Annotated in this window: 15 protein-coding genes and 1 pseudogene; 6 read left to right on the top strand and 10 right to left on the bottom strand. The window is 73.6% G+C overall.

The window, feature by feature from the left end; genetic code table 11:
- Positions 1–376: 376 nt before the first annotated feature.
- Complete coding sequence (locus ACZOOI_RS22770; protein WP_465277543.1) at positions 377–1,195, top strand: sensor histidine kinase; 819 nt, start codon at positions 377–379, stop codon at positions 1,193–1,195.
- Positions 1,196–1,395: 200 nt separating this feature from the next.
- The gene (locus ACZOOI_RS22765) at positions 1,396–1,911 is read left to right on the top strand and encodes a helix-turn-helix transcriptional regulator (RefSeq protein WP_465277542.1); all 516 of its coding nucleotides are present in this window, start codon (positions 1,396–1,398) and stop codon (positions 1,909–1,911) included.
- Here the strand turns inward: ACZOOI_RS22765 and ACZOOI_RS22760 are convergent, their stop codons facing one another.
- The gene (locus ACZOOI_RS22760; protein WP_465277541.1) at positions 1,912–2,589 is read right to left on the bottom strand and encodes an antibiotic biosynthesis monooxygenase; all 678 of its coding nucleotides are present in this window, start codon (positions 2,587–2,589) and stop codon (positions 1,912–1,914) included.
- A 241-nt stretch (positions 2,590–2,830) separates the two neighbouring features.
- On the opposite strand from ACZOOI_RS22760, the gene ACZOOI_RS22755 reads away from it, so the two are divergent.
- From ACZOOI_RS22755 to ACZOOI_RS22745, 3 genes are all read left to right on the top strand, one after another.
- A complete protein-coding gene (locus tag ACZOOI_RS22755; RefSeq protein ID WP_465277540.1) occupies positions 2,831–3,238 on the top strand; it encodes a hypothetical protein in 408 nt (135 codons plus the stop codon).
- Between the two features lie 339 nt (positions 3,239–3,577).
- Complete coding sequence (locus tag ACZOOI_RS22750) at positions 3,578–4,339, top strand: class I SAM-dependent methyltransferase (protein WP_465277539.1); 762 nt, start codon at positions 3,578–3,580, stop codon at positions 4,337–4,339.
- Between the two features lie 211 nt (positions 4,340–4,550).
- Positions 4,551–5,345, top strand: a complete 795-nt coding sequence (locus tag ACZOOI_RS22745; protein ID WP_465277538.1) for a metal-dependent hydrolase — start codon at positions 4,551–4,553, stop codon at positions 5,343–5,345.
- Positions 5,346–5,501: 156 nt separating this feature from the next.
- Here the strand turns inward: ACZOOI_RS22745 and ACZOOI_RS22740 are convergent.
- The 7 genes and pseudogenes from ACZOOI_RS22740 to ACZOOI_RS22710 form a co-directional block, all read right to left on the bottom strand.
- Positions 5,502–5,864 (bottom strand): annotated as a pseudogene (locus tag ACZOOI_RS22740) (FAD-dependent oxidoreductase); the annotation flags it as partial.
- A gap of 263 nt (positions 5,865–6,127) precedes the next feature.
- The gene (locus tag ACZOOI_RS22735) at positions 6,128–6,640 is read right to left on the bottom strand and encodes a hypothetical protein (protein ID WP_465277537.1); all 513 of its coding nucleotides are present in this window, start codon (positions 6,638–6,640) and stop codon (positions 6,128–6,130) included.
- 1,828 nt (positions 6,641–8,468) lie between these two features.
- The gene (recN, locus tag ACZOOI_RS22730) at positions 8,469–10,199 is read right to left on the bottom strand and encodes a DNA repair protein RecN (RefSeq protein WP_465281262.1); all 1,731 of its coding nucleotides are present in this window, start codon (positions 10,197–10,199) and stop codon (positions 8,469–8,471) included.
- A gap of 134 nt (positions 10,200–10,333) precedes the next feature.
- Positions 10,334–11,221, bottom strand: coding sequence for an NAD kinase (locus ACZOOI_RS22725; RefSeq protein WP_465277536.1), 888 nt, complete (start codon positions 11,219–11,221; stop codon positions 10,334–10,336).
- 73 nt (positions 11,222–11,294) lie between these two features.
- On the bottom strand, positions 11,295–12,098 hold the full coding sequence (locus ACZOOI_RS22720; protein ID WP_465277535.1) for a TlyA family RNA methyltransferase: 804 nt from the start codon (positions 12,096–12,098) through the stop codon (positions 11,295–11,297).
- Between the two features lie 113 nt (positions 12,099–12,211).
- Entirely contained in the window at positions 12,212–12,487 is a 276-nt protein-coding gene (locus ACZOOI_RS22715) for a hypothetical protein (RefSeq protein ID WP_465277534.1), read from the bottom strand.
- A complete protein-coding gene (locus tag ACZOOI_RS22710; protein ID WP_465277533.1) occupies positions 12,484–13,206 on the bottom strand; it encodes a hypothetical protein in 723 nt (240 codons plus the stop codon). The genes ACZOOI_RS22715 and ACZOOI_RS22710 overlap by 4 nt, the downstream gene beginning before the upstream one ends.
- Before the next feature lie 290 nt (positions 13,207–13,496).
- Between ACZOOI_RS22710 and ACZOOI_RS22705 the strand changes: the two genes are divergently transcribed.
- Positions 13,497–13,838, top strand: a complete 342-nt coding sequence (locus tag ACZOOI_RS22705) for an alkyl sulfatase C-terminal domain-containing protein (RefSeq protein WP_465277532.1) — start codon at positions 13,497–13,499, stop codon at positions 13,836–13,838.
- 78 nt (positions 13,839–13,916) lie between these two features.
- Here the strand turns inward: ACZOOI_RS22705 and ACZOOI_RS22700 are convergent, their stop codons facing one another.
- Both ACZOOI_RS22700 and ACZOOI_RS22695 read right to left on the bottom strand, forming a co-directional pair.
- Entirely contained in the window at positions 13,917–14,885 is a 969-nt protein-coding gene (locus ACZOOI_RS22700; protein ID WP_465281261.1) for an HAD-IIA family hydrolase, read from the bottom strand.
- A 98-nt stretch (positions 14,886–14,983) separates the two neighbouring features.
- The gene (locus ACZOOI_RS22695; RefSeq protein WP_391586880.1) at positions 14,984–15,457 is read right to left on the bottom strand and encodes a tetratricopeptide repeat protein; all 474 of its coding nucleotides are present in this window, start codon (positions 15,455–15,457) and stop codon (positions 14,984–14,986) included.
- Positions 15,458–15,484: the final 27 nt, after the last annotated feature.

Genomic DNA, 15,484 nt, shown 5'->3' with positions numbered 1-15,484 from the left:
CGGGAGGGCGCCGAATTCGCAGCAGCCCAGGGCTGAGGGGCGGTCGAGACCGCGAGGGCGACCCGGCCGACGTGGCCTGCGTCACGACGCGAGACGCCGGCGAAATCGGAGCGCGGCTGTTACATGACGACAAGGGTGCGGTGAAGCGGGATGCGGTGGGGGTGGGGGTGGGGGTGGGGGCGACCCTCCTGTCCGAATACGCCCGACACACCAGCACCCCGCCGCGCGACCTGATGTCGCCGCCGGCCGAGCACGCCGCCGACCGACCCGAGCGGGATCGCGGGTCGTGTTCGGGCGGGTGTGCGGTCGGTGTGTGGACCGGGTGATCGGGGGGCTCGGGGGGCGGCTGCTCGGGCGGCGGGCACGGTTGCGGTGGGTGCACCTGGTGTTGGGGGGTGCGTTGTTGACGCCCTTTCATCTCGCCGCGCTCACCGTGCTCACGGCCACCGGGCTGCTTCGGGGCACGCCGGCGGAGCCGCTCACCTCGCAGTTCCTCGCGCTGGCGTTGGCGCTGCCGTTCGTGGCCGTGGCCGGCCTGGTTCCGTTCGTCCGCACGCTGGAGGGTGGCGCCGCGCGGGTGTTGTGCGCGCCGGACGGCGAGGTGCTCGGCGCCCCGGCGATCGGTGCGGCGGCGCGGCGGCGGGCCTCCGCGTGGTTCACGTTGCATGCGCTGCTGGGCGGTGTGGTCGCCGGTGTCTCGCTCGCCGCGCCGCCCGGGGGTGTGGTGTTGCTGGTACTGCCGTCGGCCCCGGCGCTCGCCGAGGTGTTTCCGTGGGCCGAACCGGCACACGCGCTCCCGATCGCCTGGATGCCGGTCGGCCTGGCGCTGCTGCTGCTTCCGCTGCCCGTATCCGCCGCCGCGGGCTCCTGGTTGGCCCGGATCGCCCCGACCCCGCTCGGCCCGACCCCCGCCGACCGCCTCGCGCTCGCCGAGCAACGCGCCGAACGCCTCGCCGAACGCGCCCGGATCGCCCGTGACCTGCACGACTCGGTCGGCCACGCGCTCAGTGCGGTGGGCATCCAGGCGGCTGCCGCGGGTCGGCTCCTCGACCGTGATCCGGCCTTCGCCGCCCGGGCGTTGGCGGCGATCGAGGACACCGCCCGCGATGCGGTCGCCGAACTCGACCACGTACTGGGCCTGTTGCGCGAGGAATCCGACCCGGCAGCGCACCGGTACCGTCCCTGGCCGACCTGACCGACCTGATCGCCCGCACCCGCGCGGCCGGCGCCGAGGTCGACCTCGACCTCGAACTCGGCCCGGCAGGCGGGCCCGACGGCCTGCCGCGACCGGTCTCGCGCGAGACGTACCGCATCGTCCAGGAGGGCTTCGCGAACGTATTGCGGCATGCCGGCGAGGTCCCGATCCGGCTTTGCATCGCGGCCGACGACGGCCGATTGGCGATCGACCTGAGCAATCCCACCGGCGCGGCCCGGGCCACCCGACCGGGCGGCGGACGCGGCCTGCGCGGCGCCGCCGAGCACGTCACCGTACTGCGCGGCACCTTCACCGCCGGCCCCCGCGACGGCCGCCGGCAGCTGGCCGCCCGCATACCCCTGGAGAAACACGTCCACGCGATCCGTACCGTGGCCCGCGGCGACTCGCTGCTCTTCCCCGCCGCGATCCGGGACTTGGCTCTCGCCCACTGCCCGGAACGCACCCACAACACGGAACTGCGCACCCGAATCGCCCGACTCACCCCGCGCGAGCAGGAGATCCTGCGCCTGATCACCGCCGGCCTGGCGAACACCGAGATCGCCGAACGCACCGCGCTGGGCCTGGAAACGGTGAAGACCCATGTGGCCCGGGTACTCGCCAAGCTCGGCGTCCGCGACCGCACCCAGGCGGTGATCGCGGCGTACGAGAGCGGGTTCGCGGCGACGGGTCGGGGGCGGGCCGACGGCTGGGGATAGTCACGCGTCGGGCCGGGACGGGCGGCGTAGGCTCTTGCGCAGCTGGTACGAACGAGTGCCGAGGGGCCGCACACCCGGGGACAGCACCTCGACCGGCTCGGCGGCGGCCGTCCGGAACGCCGCGTATGCCTGTTCGTCGGTCCACTCGGTGTAGACCATTCCCCGGGTGCCGTCCAGGTTGACGTGCACGTGAGTGGCGATGCGGCCCGGGACCTGCTCGCGCACCGCTGTCCCGAGCACGAGTTCGGCCCAGTCGCGGGTGGCCTGTGCGTCGTCCGCCTCGATGTCGTCGATCACGATCAAGGCGGCCGATGCCGGGAGTTCGGGATGGATTGTGCTGCCGGCCAGGCGATAGCGGATCACGCCCGGACGCTCGATGCCGGGTACCACCTCGTCGATGCCGCGAACCAGCTTCGGGCGTGTGGTCCGGACGAAGGCCCGATGGTCGTCGTCACCGGTCCACTGGGCGTAGTTCAGCACGCGCTCACCGTCGGTGCTCACGAAACAGTTGAGGGTGAGAAACCCGGTGGGCCACGGAACGCCCTCCCACTCGGCGATGGTCGCGTCCACTGCGGCGCGCTGACGCTCCGGCGTATGCACGATCCAGGGGCTGACCAGGATCGTGCCCACATCGGATCGACGGACCCGGGGCAGCGGGTGGTACGGGGAAGTGGTCACGAAAACTCCTCGACCTCGACGGCAGGACCCGCACCACCCTGCAACTTCAAGCGCTCTTGAGGTCAACCCCGGACCGGGCCACGAGCCGGGTGCCGGGCGGCGCCGGTACAGCCGAGACGGGCACTGGCGGGGACCGTTTTCGCAGCCCGGTGCAGGCGGGGCCCTGTCGGTGCCGGCCGGTACCTTCCGCACACCCGAACGGCGGCGAGGAACGAACCCGCAATCGAAAGGCGTTGGAGCCTTGTCCATGTGGTTGACGCTGGTGAAGATCGAGCCCGCCCTGCTGGATGAAGCACGGGAACGTCCCGACCCGGTCGGCGAGTTGCGCAATTCCCGTAGCCGGGACGACGTACACGGCGAGGACTACCTCCTCCTGTGTGGCATCGCCGAGGGCCGGGCCGAAGTCGAGGAGGGCACGGCCGAGTGGATGAACGCGTATCCGGCCTTGGCCCGGGCGACCGGCAACGCATGCACCACTGCCGAGGCATCCGGCCCGGGCCACAAGGCGGCCTTCGTCCTGACTCCGGAGGAGGTCGCACACGTCGCCGCAGGTCTCGCCGACGAAGGCTGGACCCGCTTCCTGGAAATCGCCCGCTTCTACGTCGCGGCCGCCACCGAGGGCAGCGCCGTCGTCGGGGAAGTGACGTAGGGCACGTGCGGGGTCGCCGCCGACACGGTCCGCGAACCCACGAACACCGATGTGGTGACGCGACGCGAACTCGGCCATATCAAGCGGATCGGCGCAGCGCTTGCCGCGGCGGCGTCGGCGCCGGATTCCTCCGAAGCGTTGCCGTCATGCCCGCAGTACGTCCGGGCACCGCGCCTCCGGCGTCAATTCGCCGGCGGGTTCGACTCGCCGCGCACTACCCTGCGCCGGGAACACGGACCGGATCACCGCCCTCCCCCATCCGCCGCAACGAAACGCGGCCCGGCGGGACCGGCGCGACAGCGCGGCGCGGTCGTCGAGAATCAGCGGAAGGACGGACGAATGGTCACGGAACCGGCCGGCTTCTACACCGGAATCGTCGCGGAGTCCTACGCGCCTTTGAAGTCCTTCTCCCCGGACCCCGACACCTACGCCGCCTTGGTCTGCGAAACCGGCTCTCCGGCCCTGGAGTTGGGCTGCGGAGACGGCGATCCGCTGCTCGCCCTTCGACGGCGCGGCCTGGACGTCGAAGGTGTCGACTCCTCCGCCGACATGTTGGCGCGCTGCCGGCGTCGGGCCGACGAAGCGGGTATCACCGTCACCCTCCATCATCAGCGCATGGAGGCGCTCGACCTGCCCCGCCGTTTCCGGACGATCTTCCTGGCCGGGCCGACCTTCAATCTCCTCCCGGACGACAGCACCGCCATCGCCGCGCTCGACGGCATTCGCCGCCACCTGGCCGACGGCGGTTGCGCGGTGATCCCACTGCACGTCCCCTCCCCCGGTCCCGCCGATCGGATCGGCGAAGTGCGTACCGCCACCGCCGATGACGGCGCGGAGTTGCGGTTCTGCCTGGTCTCCGAAGAACGCAACGAGACCCTCCGAACCCAGACGTCCCTGCTGCGCTACGAACGCCACGCCCAAGACGCGAGCACCGTCGTGGAACGCCCCTGGCTGCTGCACTGGTACACCCGCTCCGGATTCGAGGCACTCGCCGCATCCGCCGGGCTGACCACGGTGTCCGTCACGGATGCGGAAGGAAACGCCGCCGAGGACGACGCCGACTCCACGGTCTTCCGACTGCGCGCCGACCGGCGTCGATAGTGCCGCGACCGGCAACGTGCGCCGAGCCGGGGTCCGCGAAGTCGGGCCGGAGCGGCGCATCGTCCGCGGCATGCGCTCGGGCCCGTACGTGGTGCGAGGTGATGCGCCGTTCGCCCCAAGGGTGTTCACGGCTGCCGTGATCATCGGCGCTAAACTGCGGCCACTGTGCGGGCTCGGGGTTCGCCCGGGTTCACCAGAGGAGCACGACCACATGATGGGGCCGGCCCATTCCCTGTCCGGAGCATGCGCGTGGATGGCCGCCGGCGCCGCCGCGGATGCCTATGGCCGACCGATGCCCTGGCCCGTCCTGGTGGTCGGCGGGCTGATCTGCGCGGGCGCCGCGCTCGGCCCGGACCTGGATCACAAGGCCGCCACCGTCTCCCGCTCGTTCGGGCCGATATCCCTGATCCTCTGCGGCCTGGTCGACGCCCTGGCCACCGCCACCTACCGGGCCACCCGCAAGAAGGGCGACCCCCGCCGCAGCGGCGGCCACCGCACGCTCACCCACACCTGGGTCTGGGCCCTGCTCGTCGGCGTCGGCGCGTCCGCGATCTGCGCCTACGGCGGCCGTTGGGGCGTACTGGGCGTGCTGTTCGTCCACATGGTGCTCGCCATCGAGGGCCTGCTGTGGCGCCAGGCCCGCTTGCACAGCGACATCCTGGTCTGGCTGCTCGGCGGTACGAGCACCTGGATGCTGGTCGAGATCCTGAACCGGCCCGGGAACGGCTCGAATTGGTTCTTCACCGAGCCGGGTCAGGAGTACTGGTGGGTCGGCCTCCCGATCGCACTCGGCGCGCTCACCCACTGCATCGGCGACGCGCTCACCGTCTCCGGCTGCCCGATCCTGTGGCCCATACCCATCGGCCGCAAGCGCTGGTACCCCCTGGGCCCACCCAAGTCCATGCGCTTCCGTGCCGGCGCCAAGGTCGAGGTCAAGGTCCTGATGCCGCTCTTCATGGCCGCCGGCGGCCTGGGCGCCGCCGGCGCACTCGGCTACCTCGGCTGACCCTTCCTCCCCGAGAAGGTCGCCCCGACATCCGACATCCGCCGCGTCCGGCACACCGAACCCGGGCAGCCGGGCACTGCCCGGGCGTCCTGCCGGACCGGTCCGCCCCGGGGGTAGACCTCGGGGGCGGGCCCGGCCCGCGCAGCGGCCGAACCATCAATACCCCGCCGGCGCCGGCCAGTGGCGCTCCACCCCGATCGCCTCCAACTCCGCCGCGAACTCGTCGAACAACGCCGCGTCTTCCCGGACCGCATGCGGCTCGACGCCCCGCTCCAGGCAGTAGGCCGCGAGGTGGCCGACCACCTCGCCGATGTTCCATTCCACCGGATGCAGCCGGTAGCAGCCGTTGGAGATGTGCGTCGTACCGATGTTCTTGGCCGCCGGCAGCAGGTTGCGCATCCGGATCGGCAGGAGCGCACCGAGCGGGATCTCGAACGGCACGCTGGCCACGTCGATGTAGTTGTCGCCGCCGGTCGAGGGGTGCAGGTCGATCCGATAGGCGCCCACGCCCACCGAGTCCGGGAAGTGGTGGATCGCGTGGACGGCGCACCTCGCATCTACGACAGCCTGACGGACACCCCGGACGCGACCTGCTGAGCCGGCGGGCGCGGGCGGGCGGGCACGGGTAGGGCGGCGCGGCGCGGGCCGTGCGAACGGGACGACGCCGCCTGCCGGGCCTGTCGGCGGGGCTGATCGGCGCCCCGTCGGAGGTGCCCGGCCGGGGGATGCGGGGAAGCGGGGCGGCGGCGGACTCGGGGCCGCCGCCCCGGTCTGGGGACCGATCAGTTGTAGGTCAGGGGCGGGGTGAGCGGGGTGCGGGTGACGCAGTACCAGCTGGGCCACGACCCGGTCGGGAACAGCACCCGCAGGCTCCAGTTGCTCGGCGACGGCGGAGTGCCGGTGAGCACCGCGTTCAGCGGTTGGCCGGGCGAGATGGTGCCGCTGACCTTCGGGATCGCGCCGAGGTTGAGCACCGGCGAGGACGCCGGGTAGGGCGGGTTGATCGCGCCGTCGTAGACGACGCCGCCACTGGGCCCGTTGAAGAGCACGGTGGTGTTGATCGAGTTGGCGGGGAAGCCGATCGGGATCGTCCGGGCGATGCTCACCTTCAGCACACCGCCACCGGTGGAGTACGTCACCTTCGCGGTGAACGCTCCACCCCTGGTGTCCACGCAGTTGTACGGGGACGTCGACGGCCCGCCGGCGGAGGCGCTGCCGACGAATGCGGTCAGGGCGGCGAGTGCGCCGGCGGTGGCGAGCGCAGCGAACTTGGCTGACCTGGCGCGTTTGGACATACCTGTCTCCTGGGTTGGTTTCTGGGCTGGACCCGAACCGTGCGGAGGAGCAGAAGTACACCGGGTGCGACACCCGTCACGCGCGACCCAGTAGAACAACCCGAGCCCCGGCCGACAAGCAAACACAACGACATGGCGCGATTTGGCAAGTGGGGCGGCGGCGGGGGCGTTGGGCGGGGGGACTCATCATCGGGCGGGGGCGCGGGGGCTGCGGGCGGGGCGGCCGGGGTCGCGGGGGCTGCGGGGCGGGGCGGCCGGGGTGGTCGCGGGCGCAGCGGGCCTGGGCGGCCGGGGGCGCGGGCGCAGCAGGCCCGACAAGCGGGGGGCGGGCGCAGCAGGCCCAGCCGACCGGGGGCGCGGGGGCAGCAAGCCAGCCGGAGTCGCGGCACGAAGAGCCCGACCAATCGGGGTCGCGGGCGTGGCAGGCCCAGCCGACCGGAATCGCGGGCGTGGCAGGCCCGACCAACCGGAGTCGCGGGGGCGGCGAGCCCGGGCAGCCGGAGTCGCGGGCACAGCGGGCCCGGGCGGCCGGGGACGCGGGCACAGCAAGGCCCGGCTGGCCGGGGACGCGGGCGTGGCGGGCCCAGCCCACTGGGGTCGCGGGCGCAGCAGGCCCAGCCGACCGAAGTCGCGGGCGCAGCAGGCCCGACCCACCGGGGACGCGGGCACAGCAGGTCGGGCGGCCGGGGACGCGGGCGTGACAGGACCGACCCACCGGCGTCGCGGGCGCAGCGGGCCCGACCCACCGGAGTCGCGGGCGTGGCAGGCCGGGCGGCCGGGGCGCGGGCGTGTGACAGGACCGACCCACCGGCGTCGCGGGCGCAGCGGGGCCGACCCACCGGAGTCGCGGGCGTGGCAGGCCGGGCGGCCGGGGCGCGGGCGTGTGACAGGACCGACCCACCGGCGTCGCGGGCGCAGCGGGCCCGACCCACCGGAGTCGCGGGTGTGGCGAGGCGGGGGTGCCGGAGGCGCGGGAGCGGCGTTGCTGCTTGTTGGGCGCCTTCGGCGCCGGCTCGCGAGGCACCACTTTTTTCTCTCCCCCGCTTCGCTCCTCCGAGAAAAAAGTGGCCCCTCGCTCGGGACGGTGTGTCCCTCCGCTTCGCTCCGGGCCACACCGTCCACACTTTGCGGCTCCGCCGCTCTCCGCGCTTCGCGCGTCGATCACTGGGGGCGGGCTGGGTCGGGGGCGCTGACGCGCCGAACCGCAGCCCGACACCGTTGGGCACCTTTGGCGCCGGATCGCGAGGCCCGCCTCAGGGGGCCGCGCCGAGCCGTAGCCCGACACCCTTGGGCGACTTCGGCGCCGGATCGCGGGGCCGCCTCGGGGGCCGCGCCGAAGCGTAGCCCGACCCCGTTGGCGCCTTCGGTGCCGGCTCGCGGGGCCCGCCTCGGGGGCGCCGGCGCGTCAAAACCGCAGGCCGGCGGCCTCGGGGAGGCACGGTCGCTCACCGCGGCCAACCCACCTGACGGCGGGCAGCCACGCCGGGGGGCGCGGGGCCGGGGCAGGTCGCCTCGGTGCCTGTGAAGCCGCAGGCTCCGCGCCGAACGCAACGGGTGGAACGGGTGGGTGCACGACTCGGCCAATCGAGACGCGAGCGCGACGAACCCGCTCGAAGGCCCGCGATCCCTCACAGCCACGCAACGGGTGGGCCCGACGACCACCCGCGCAACCGACCCGCTGCCGCAACGAGCCCGCCCGTCCTCCGCGACCCGTCATGGCCGAGCGCACACCAGGCAGGCCCAACCATCGCCCGCGCGACCCACCCGCCGCCGCAGCCACCACGCCCGGGTCGACAGAGCCCATCAGGGCCATGTGGCCACGAGCATCTCAGTCTTCGCGTTTGGCCCCCGCGGCCGTGGCCAGGAGTTCCTCCGCGTGGGCTCGGCCCAGTTCGGAGTCCTCCAGGCCGGCCAACATGCGGGAGAGTTCGCGGACGCGGGCGGCGTCGTCGAGGGTGACCACGCCGGAGCGGGTGACCGTGCCGTCGCTGGACTTTTCGACCACCAGGTGACGGTCGGCGAAGGCGGCGACCTGGGGGAGGTGGGTCACCACGATCACCTGGGCGACCCGGGCCAGGCGGGCCAGCCGGCGGCCGACCTCGACCGCGGCCTTGCCGCCGACGCCCTGGTCGACCTCGTCGAAGACGAAGGTGGGGACCGGGTCGGCGCCGGCGAAGACCACCTCGACCGCGAGCATCACGCGGGAGAGTTCACCGCCGGAGGCGCCCTTGGCCAGGGGGCGTGGCGGTGCGCCCGGGTGCGGGGACAGTTGCAGTTCGACCTCGTCCACACCCATCGGGCCGTAGGCCAGGACACGATCGCCCACCGGCAGGCCGTCCGGGTCGTCCACGCCGGAGATCGCCACGCCCACACGCGCGTACGGCATCGCCAGCGCGGTCAGCTCGCCGGTGACCGCCGCCGCGAAGCGCTCCGCCGCGGCGTGCCGGGCCGCCGACACCTCGCTCGCCAGCGTCGCCAACTCGCCCCGCAGCGCGTCCCGTTCGGCGGTCAGCTCCTCGGTGCGGTCGTCGTCGCCGTCCAGCTCGGCCAACCGCGCGGCCGAGCGCTCGGCCCAGGCCAGCACCTCGTCGATCGACTCGCCGTACTTGCGGGTCAACGCGGACAGCGCCGCCCGCCGCTCCTCCGCCGCCGCGAGCCGGACCGGGTCCGCGTCCACGCCGGCCGCATAGGACGCCAGCTCGCCCGCCACGTCGGACACCAGATACCCGACCTCGCCGAGCCGATCGGCCAACGCCGCGAGCGCCGGGTCGTGTGCGCGTACCGCCTCCACCGCGCGGTGTGCGGCGCCCAGCAGCGTCGAGGCGTCCACCGCGTCCGTACCGGTCTCCGGGTCGCCCAGCAGCGCCTCGTGCGCCGTGGTCGCCGCGGTGCGCAGCGCGTCGGCGTGGCCCAGTCGCAGGGTTTCCGCGGCGAGTTCGGCATCCTCGCCCGGTTGCGGCACCACCTGCTCGATCTCGGTCAGGCCGAATCGCAACAGATCGGCCTCCTGCGCACGTTCGCGCGCCCGGGTGGTGATCTCGGTCAGTTCCGCGCTCACCTCGCGCAGCCGTCGGTAGACCCCGCCGTACGCCTTCAACGGCACCGACACCGCCTCCCCGGCATACCGGTCCAGCGCGCCGCGCTGCCGGGCCGGGCGCAGCAGCCGCTGCTGGTCGGTCTGGCCGTGCACCGCGATCAGGTCGTCGGCCAGGTCGGTCAGCAGCCCGATCGGCGCCGCCCGGCCGCCCACGTGCGCGCGTGAGCGACCCTCGGCCGAGACGGTTCGCGCCAGCAGCAGTTCGCCGTCGTCCACCTCGGCGCCCGCCTCGGCGGCCCGACGCCCCGCGGGCGAGTCCGCCGGCACGCTGAGCCGCCCCTCCACCAGGGCCTTCCCCGTCCCGTTGCGCACCAGCCCGGCATCGGCTCGCCCACCGAACAGCAAGCCCAGCCCGGTCACCACCATCGTCTTGCCGGCGCCGGTCTCGCCCGTGACCACGGTGAAGCCCGGCGCGAGCTCGACTACGGCGTCTTCGATGACACCCAGACCCTGTATCCGCATCTCTTCGAGCACGGGACGACACTACGAGGTCGCGGGGACTCCGCGCGAAGAACGCAGTTCAACGGCGTGTGTCCATCGTGTGTTCAGCACACCATCGGACGACCGCGGCGCCGATCCGGAGCCGATGCGGCGGCCTACTTGCGCCCACGCCATCCCTTGACCGGCAACGCGAACTTGGCCACCAGTCGATCCGTGAACGGCGCCCGGTGCAACCGCGCCAACCGCACCGGCTGGGTCCCGCGCCGCACCTCCACCCGCGCGCCCGCAGGCAGCTGTACGGTCCGCCGACCATCGCACCACAGCGCACCCGGCGGTGTCTCCGGAGCCAGTTCGAGCGCGAGCACCGAGTTCGGTGAGACCACCACCGGCCGCGCGAACAGCGCATGCGCGCTGATCGGCACCATGATCAGCGCCTCCACCTCGGGCCACACGATCGGCCCGCCACCGGAGAACGCGTACGCGGTCGAGCCGGTCGGCGTCGCGCACACCACCCCGTCGCAGCCCCAGCGGGACAGCGGCCGGCCGTCCACCTCGGCGACCAGTTCGAGCATGCGCTCGCGCGAGGCCTTCTCGATCGCGGCCTCGTTCAGCGCCCAGTTGGTGTGCACGATCTCGCCGTTGACCCGGACCACCACGTCGAGCGTCATCCGCTCCTCGACGTCGTAGTCGCGCGTCACGACCCGCTCCACCACATCGTTGAGGTCCTCGCGCTCGGCCTCGGCCAGGAAGCCGACCCGGCCCAGATTGACCCCGAGCATCGGCACCGCCGCATCGCGCACCAACTCCGCGCCGCGCAGCAGCGTGCCGTCGCCGCCGAGCACGATCGCCAACTCGCAACCCTTGGCCGCGTCCGGCTCCACGGACACCACGACCGCGCCCGGCAGGGCCAGGTCGTCCGCCTCGTGTTCGAGCACCCGCACGCCCAGGCCGGCCCCGATCAGCCGTTCCACCACCAGCCGTGCGCTACGCAGTGCCGCAGGTCGGCCGGTGTGCGTCACCACCAGTACCGTGCGATCGCTCATGCCCGTATCCCCTCGTCCGCATCAGATCGACCGCAGCCGTACCCGTACGCCGTGACGCTATCGTGCACGCCGCTCACCGAGGCCCCTCGGCGACCGCCCGATCGACGTCCGCGGGGTCCAGCTCCGGCGCACCGGCCCGCATCCACAGGAAATACTCGACGTTGCCCGACGGACCCGGCAACGGCGACGCGGTCACCCCGAGCACACCCAGGCCCGTCTTGGCGGCCTGCTCCGCCACCGTGCGCACCGCCTCGGCCCGCAGCGCCGGATCGCGCACCACCCCACCCGCGCCGAGCCGCTCGCGCCCGACCTCGAACTGCGGCTTGACCATCATCACCAGATCCGCGTCCGGCGCCGAACAGCGCACCAGCGCGGGCAGCACCAGCCCGAGCGAGATGAAGGACAGGTCACCCACCACGAGATCGGCCGCCGGCCCCACCTGATCCGGCGTCAGCTCACGCACGTTGGTCCGGTCCCGCACCGTCACCCGGTCGTCGCTGCGCAGCACCCAGGCCAGCTGCCCGTAACCCACGTCCACCGCGACCACGTGCGCCGCACCCGCGCGCAACAGGACGTCGGTGAAGCCGCCGGTGGAGGCGCCCGCGTCGATGCAGCGCCGCCCCTCGACGGTGAGGCCGAGCGGGGTGAACGCGGCGAGCGCGCCGGCGAGCTTGTGCCCGCCGCGCGAGACGTAGTCCGGATCACCCTCGTCGGCCGCGACCACCACGGCCGCCCCCGCGTCGACCTGGGTGGCGGCCTTGGTCGCGGTCTGGCCGGCCACCGTCACCCGCCCGGCCGCGATCAGTTCGCTCGCGTGGTCCCGGGAGCGAGCGAGTCCCCTGCGCACCAGCTCGGCGTCGAGCCTGCGTCGTGCCACCGGTCGTGCCTGCCGTTCCTTGGTTGTGCCGAAGTCGTCGACGAGGACCCGCCCCGCGTGTGTGCGTCCCTCGCCCGGGGTCGTGGATCCGGACCCACCGGTCCGGTCTCGCCCTACCGGTCCAGTTCCGCCAGGGTGTCCCGCAATCCTCGGTGCACATCCTCGTACACCGACCCGTGCGCCTCGGTGGGCAGGTCACCCACACGGCTCAGGGTGGCGAGTACCGCGTCCACATGCGCGTCGCCGGAGGGCGCGGGCGGTTCGACGTCGAGCGGCCCGATCACCGGGACCGCCGACGGCACGCCGAGCCCGTCGGGCGCACCGCCGCCCGCGATCGGCGCCGGACCCGCGCCCGCCTCGCCCGCCTCCTCGGTCACGCTCGAACTCACGACTGCCCGTCCGCGTCCGCGGTCGGCGCGGTGGGCTTGCGGATGGCCTTCTTGGCCGGCGCCGCCTTCTTCGTGGCGGCGGTGCCGTTCGTCTTGCGCGCGGGCTTGCGCGGACCGGCCGCCGGCGTCGTCGCGGCAGCGGGCCGGGACGCGGGGGTCTTCTTCGCGGCGGCCTTCTTCGCAGCGGGCGGCTTCGCAGCCGGCGGCTTCGCGGCAGCCTTCTTCGCGGCCGGCGCCCCGGCGTCGACGGCGGGCCGGGCGATCGGCGCATCCGCCGGCGCACCGGCGCGCGAGGCGGCAGGCGGCGTGGCCGGCCGGCCCGCCGACCCCGCACCCGGACCCGCCGCCGGGCGAGCCGTGCGCGGCGTGGACGCGCGCGCCAGCCGGTGCTCCAGGTCGGTCACCCGGCTCTTCAGCCGAGCGATCTCCTCCTCGGCCTTGACCAGGTCCTTGGTCCACGGCTTCGACCGGGACAACGCCTTGTCCACCTCGCCGCGCACCACACCCACGAGCAGGTCCCGGTTCGCCTTGCCGGTCTCGTACAGCTCCTCGGCGACCTGCTGCACGTACTGCGGCAACGCCTGGGCCTGATCGGGCACCTGCTCCAGGTCCAGACCGCTGCGCTCGACCAGGGCCTTGGCCACCTCGGTGACCCGCTGCCGGGTCATCTCGGTCAGGCCACTGGCGATCTGGAGGTAACTGCGCACGACATCTCGCATAAACGGCACCCGCCTTCCTGCTCGGGCCGCCCGTATGCGTGCCTGTGCGGCGATACGAACGGCGATGATCGGTCTGCTCCGACGCTACCCTCTCCACCGGCGCTGGACCGGAAGCAACGACATGCCACACCCACGAACAACGGCGAACCCCCGACCCGGACCGGCGACCGCCGCCGGCCCGGACCCGGCCCGAACCCGCGACGGGCGACGCGAGGGCGACCGGCACCGGTATCGCCGAACCGCCGGTGGGGTACGGTCGCCAACCGGATCCCACGGAAGGAACGCCGCGCATGGCCACCGTCGAAGAGTGCCGCAGGGCCCTCGAGGAACTGTCCGCCAAAATGGGCCGAGCCGAGGGCGACACCCGCAAGGCCGCCCAGCTCGACCGCAGCCTCAGCTGCCGCGTCACCGACCTCGACGTCACCTTCTCCGGACAACTGCGCGACGGCGCACTGCACGACATCGACACCGAACCACGCTCCGACAAGGCGCAGATCCGCCTCACCATGACCGGCGACGACCTGGTCGCACTCGTCGCCGGCGACCTCAACTTCGCCGCCGCGTGGGCCAAGGGCCGGGTCAAGCTGGAAGCCTCGCTCAAGGACCTGCTGGTCCTGCGCAAACTGCTCTGAGCACACCGGCTTCCAGGGCGCGCCGGCACCGCGAGCAACCACCCGACCCGGCCGGCCCCGCATCCGCCACCCGCGCCGCTACCAGCCCAGGCGCGCCGCGACGCCCTCGGTGTCCACCGGCGCATCCACCGCCCATGCCGCCGCACACGCCGCCCGCAGCCCGTCGATGCGTTCGCCCGAGCCCTCCACCGCCAACGCACCCTCGGCCACCCGCGCCGACCAGCCGCCGCACACCCACGCGTCACCCTCGTGCCGGGCCGTCACCGGCGCGGCCAGCAACGCCCGCAGGTCCTCCGCCACGAACGTCGGCCGCTGCCCCGCCCCGGCCGCCAGCAGCGCCTGCGCCGTGGTCACCCCGGTGAGCACCAACAGGCTGTCCACACCCCCGTTGCACGCGCCCTCGATGTCGGTGTCCAGCCGATCGCCCACCACCAGCGGCCGACGCGCGCCGGTCCGCAGGATCGTCTCCCGATGCAGCGGCAATTCGGGCTTGCCCGCGACCACCGGCTCGACCCCCGTCGCCGCCCGCACCACACCGACGAGCGCACCGTTGCCCGGCGCGATCCCGCGCTCGGTCGGAATCGTCAGATCGGCATTCGAGGCCACCCAGAACACCCCGCGCGCCACCGCGTACGAAGCCTCCGCCAACGCCTGCCACCCCACGTCGGCCGCGAACCCCTGCACCACCGCGGCCGGCTCCTCGTCCGCCGAGCGCACCGGCCGCAGCCCGTGCTCGCGCAACGCGACCTCCAGGCCCTCACCGCCGACCACCAGCACCGCCGCGCCCTCGGGCACCCGCTCGGCCACCACCCGTGCCGCGGCCTGCGCCGAGGTCACCACGTCCTCCGGCTGCGCCGCGATGCCCAGCTCGACCAGATGCTCGGCCACCGCCTTGGGCGGACGCGACGCGTTGTTCGTGACGTACGCGAGCCCCATCCCGCGCCGGCGCGCCTCGCCCAGCACCTCCACCGCGTGCGGTACGGCCCGCGCACCGGTGTACACGACACCGTCCAGGTCGAGCAGCGCGACGTCGTACGCCCGCGCCAACTCCCCCGCATCCGCGGCCCCGTCCGAACCACCCGTCGCCGCCGATACCGATCCGTCCGGCGATCCGTCCGCCGATCCGGCTGCCGAGGTCTGCTTGCTCACGCGTCGTCGCTCCTGTCGTCCATGTCCCCGCCGTCCTTGCCGATCGTCCCGTACGCACCCGCCCGCGCGCGCAACGTGGCCCGCGCCTGGACCAGCGCGGTCCGGTAGTGCTTGGTCTCCGGCCGCATCGCCACCGCGAGCGCCAGATGCTCCACCGCGGTCTCGAAGTCGCCGAGCCGCGAGGCGGACAGTCCCCAGCCGAACTGCGCGTAGTCGTCCGCCGGATCCGACTCGGCCACCGCGCGAAAGTGCCGCAGTGCCTCGTCGTGTCTGCCCGAGTCGAACCACGCCCGCGCCAACGCCTCACGCACACTGCGCGATTCCGGCGCCGCATCCGCCGCCCGCGCCAGCAACTGCGCGGCGGCGGCCGGATTACCCGACGCGAGCAGCTGCACCCCTCGTCGATACCAGTCGTACACATCGCCCGAGGGCGCACCGTTCACCCCGTCGGCTCCCTGAGCCATCGCCATGATGCCCTCCCGCACCTCGACCACGCG

It is taken from the genome of Embleya sp. L77, assembly GCF_055557415.1.
The sequence above is the reverse complement of the archived record's forward strand: the minus strand, read 5'-3'. Positions and strand labels throughout refer to the sequence as shown.

Coding starts and splice junctions, on each gene's coding strand:
- ACZOOI_RS22695 (WP_391586880.1), bottom strand. CDS start 15,457: ATGGCGATGGCTCAGGGAGCCGACGGGGTGAACGGTGCGCCCTCGGGC.
- ACZOOI_RS22725 (WP_465277536.1), bottom strand. CDS start 11,221: ATGAGCGATCGCACGGTACTGGTGGTGACGCACACCGGCCGACCTGCG.
- ACZOOI_RS22750 (WP_465277539.1), top strand. CDS start 3,578: ATGGTCACGGAACCGGCCGGCTTCTACACCGGAATCGTCGCGGAGTCC.
- recN (WP_465281262.1), bottom strand. CDS start 10,199: ATGCGGATACAGGGTCTGGGTGTCATCGAAGACGCCGTAGTCGAGCTC.
- ACZOOI_RS22710 (WP_465277533.1), bottom strand. CDS start 13,206: ATGCGAGATGTCGTGCGCAGTTACCTCCAGATCGCCAGTGGCCTGACC.
- ACZOOI_RS22735 (WP_465277537.1), bottom strand. CDS start 6,640: ATGTCCAAACGCGCCAGGTCAGCCAAGTTCGCTGCGCTCGCCACCGCC.
- ACZOOI_RS22745 (WP_465277538.1), top strand. CDS start 4,551: ATGATGGGGCCGGCCCATTCCCTGTCCGGAGCATGCGCGTGGATGGCC.
- ACZOOI_RS22705 (WP_465277532.1), top strand. CDS start 13,497: ATGGCCACCGTCGAAGAGTGCCGCAGGGCCCTCGAGGAACTGTCCGCC.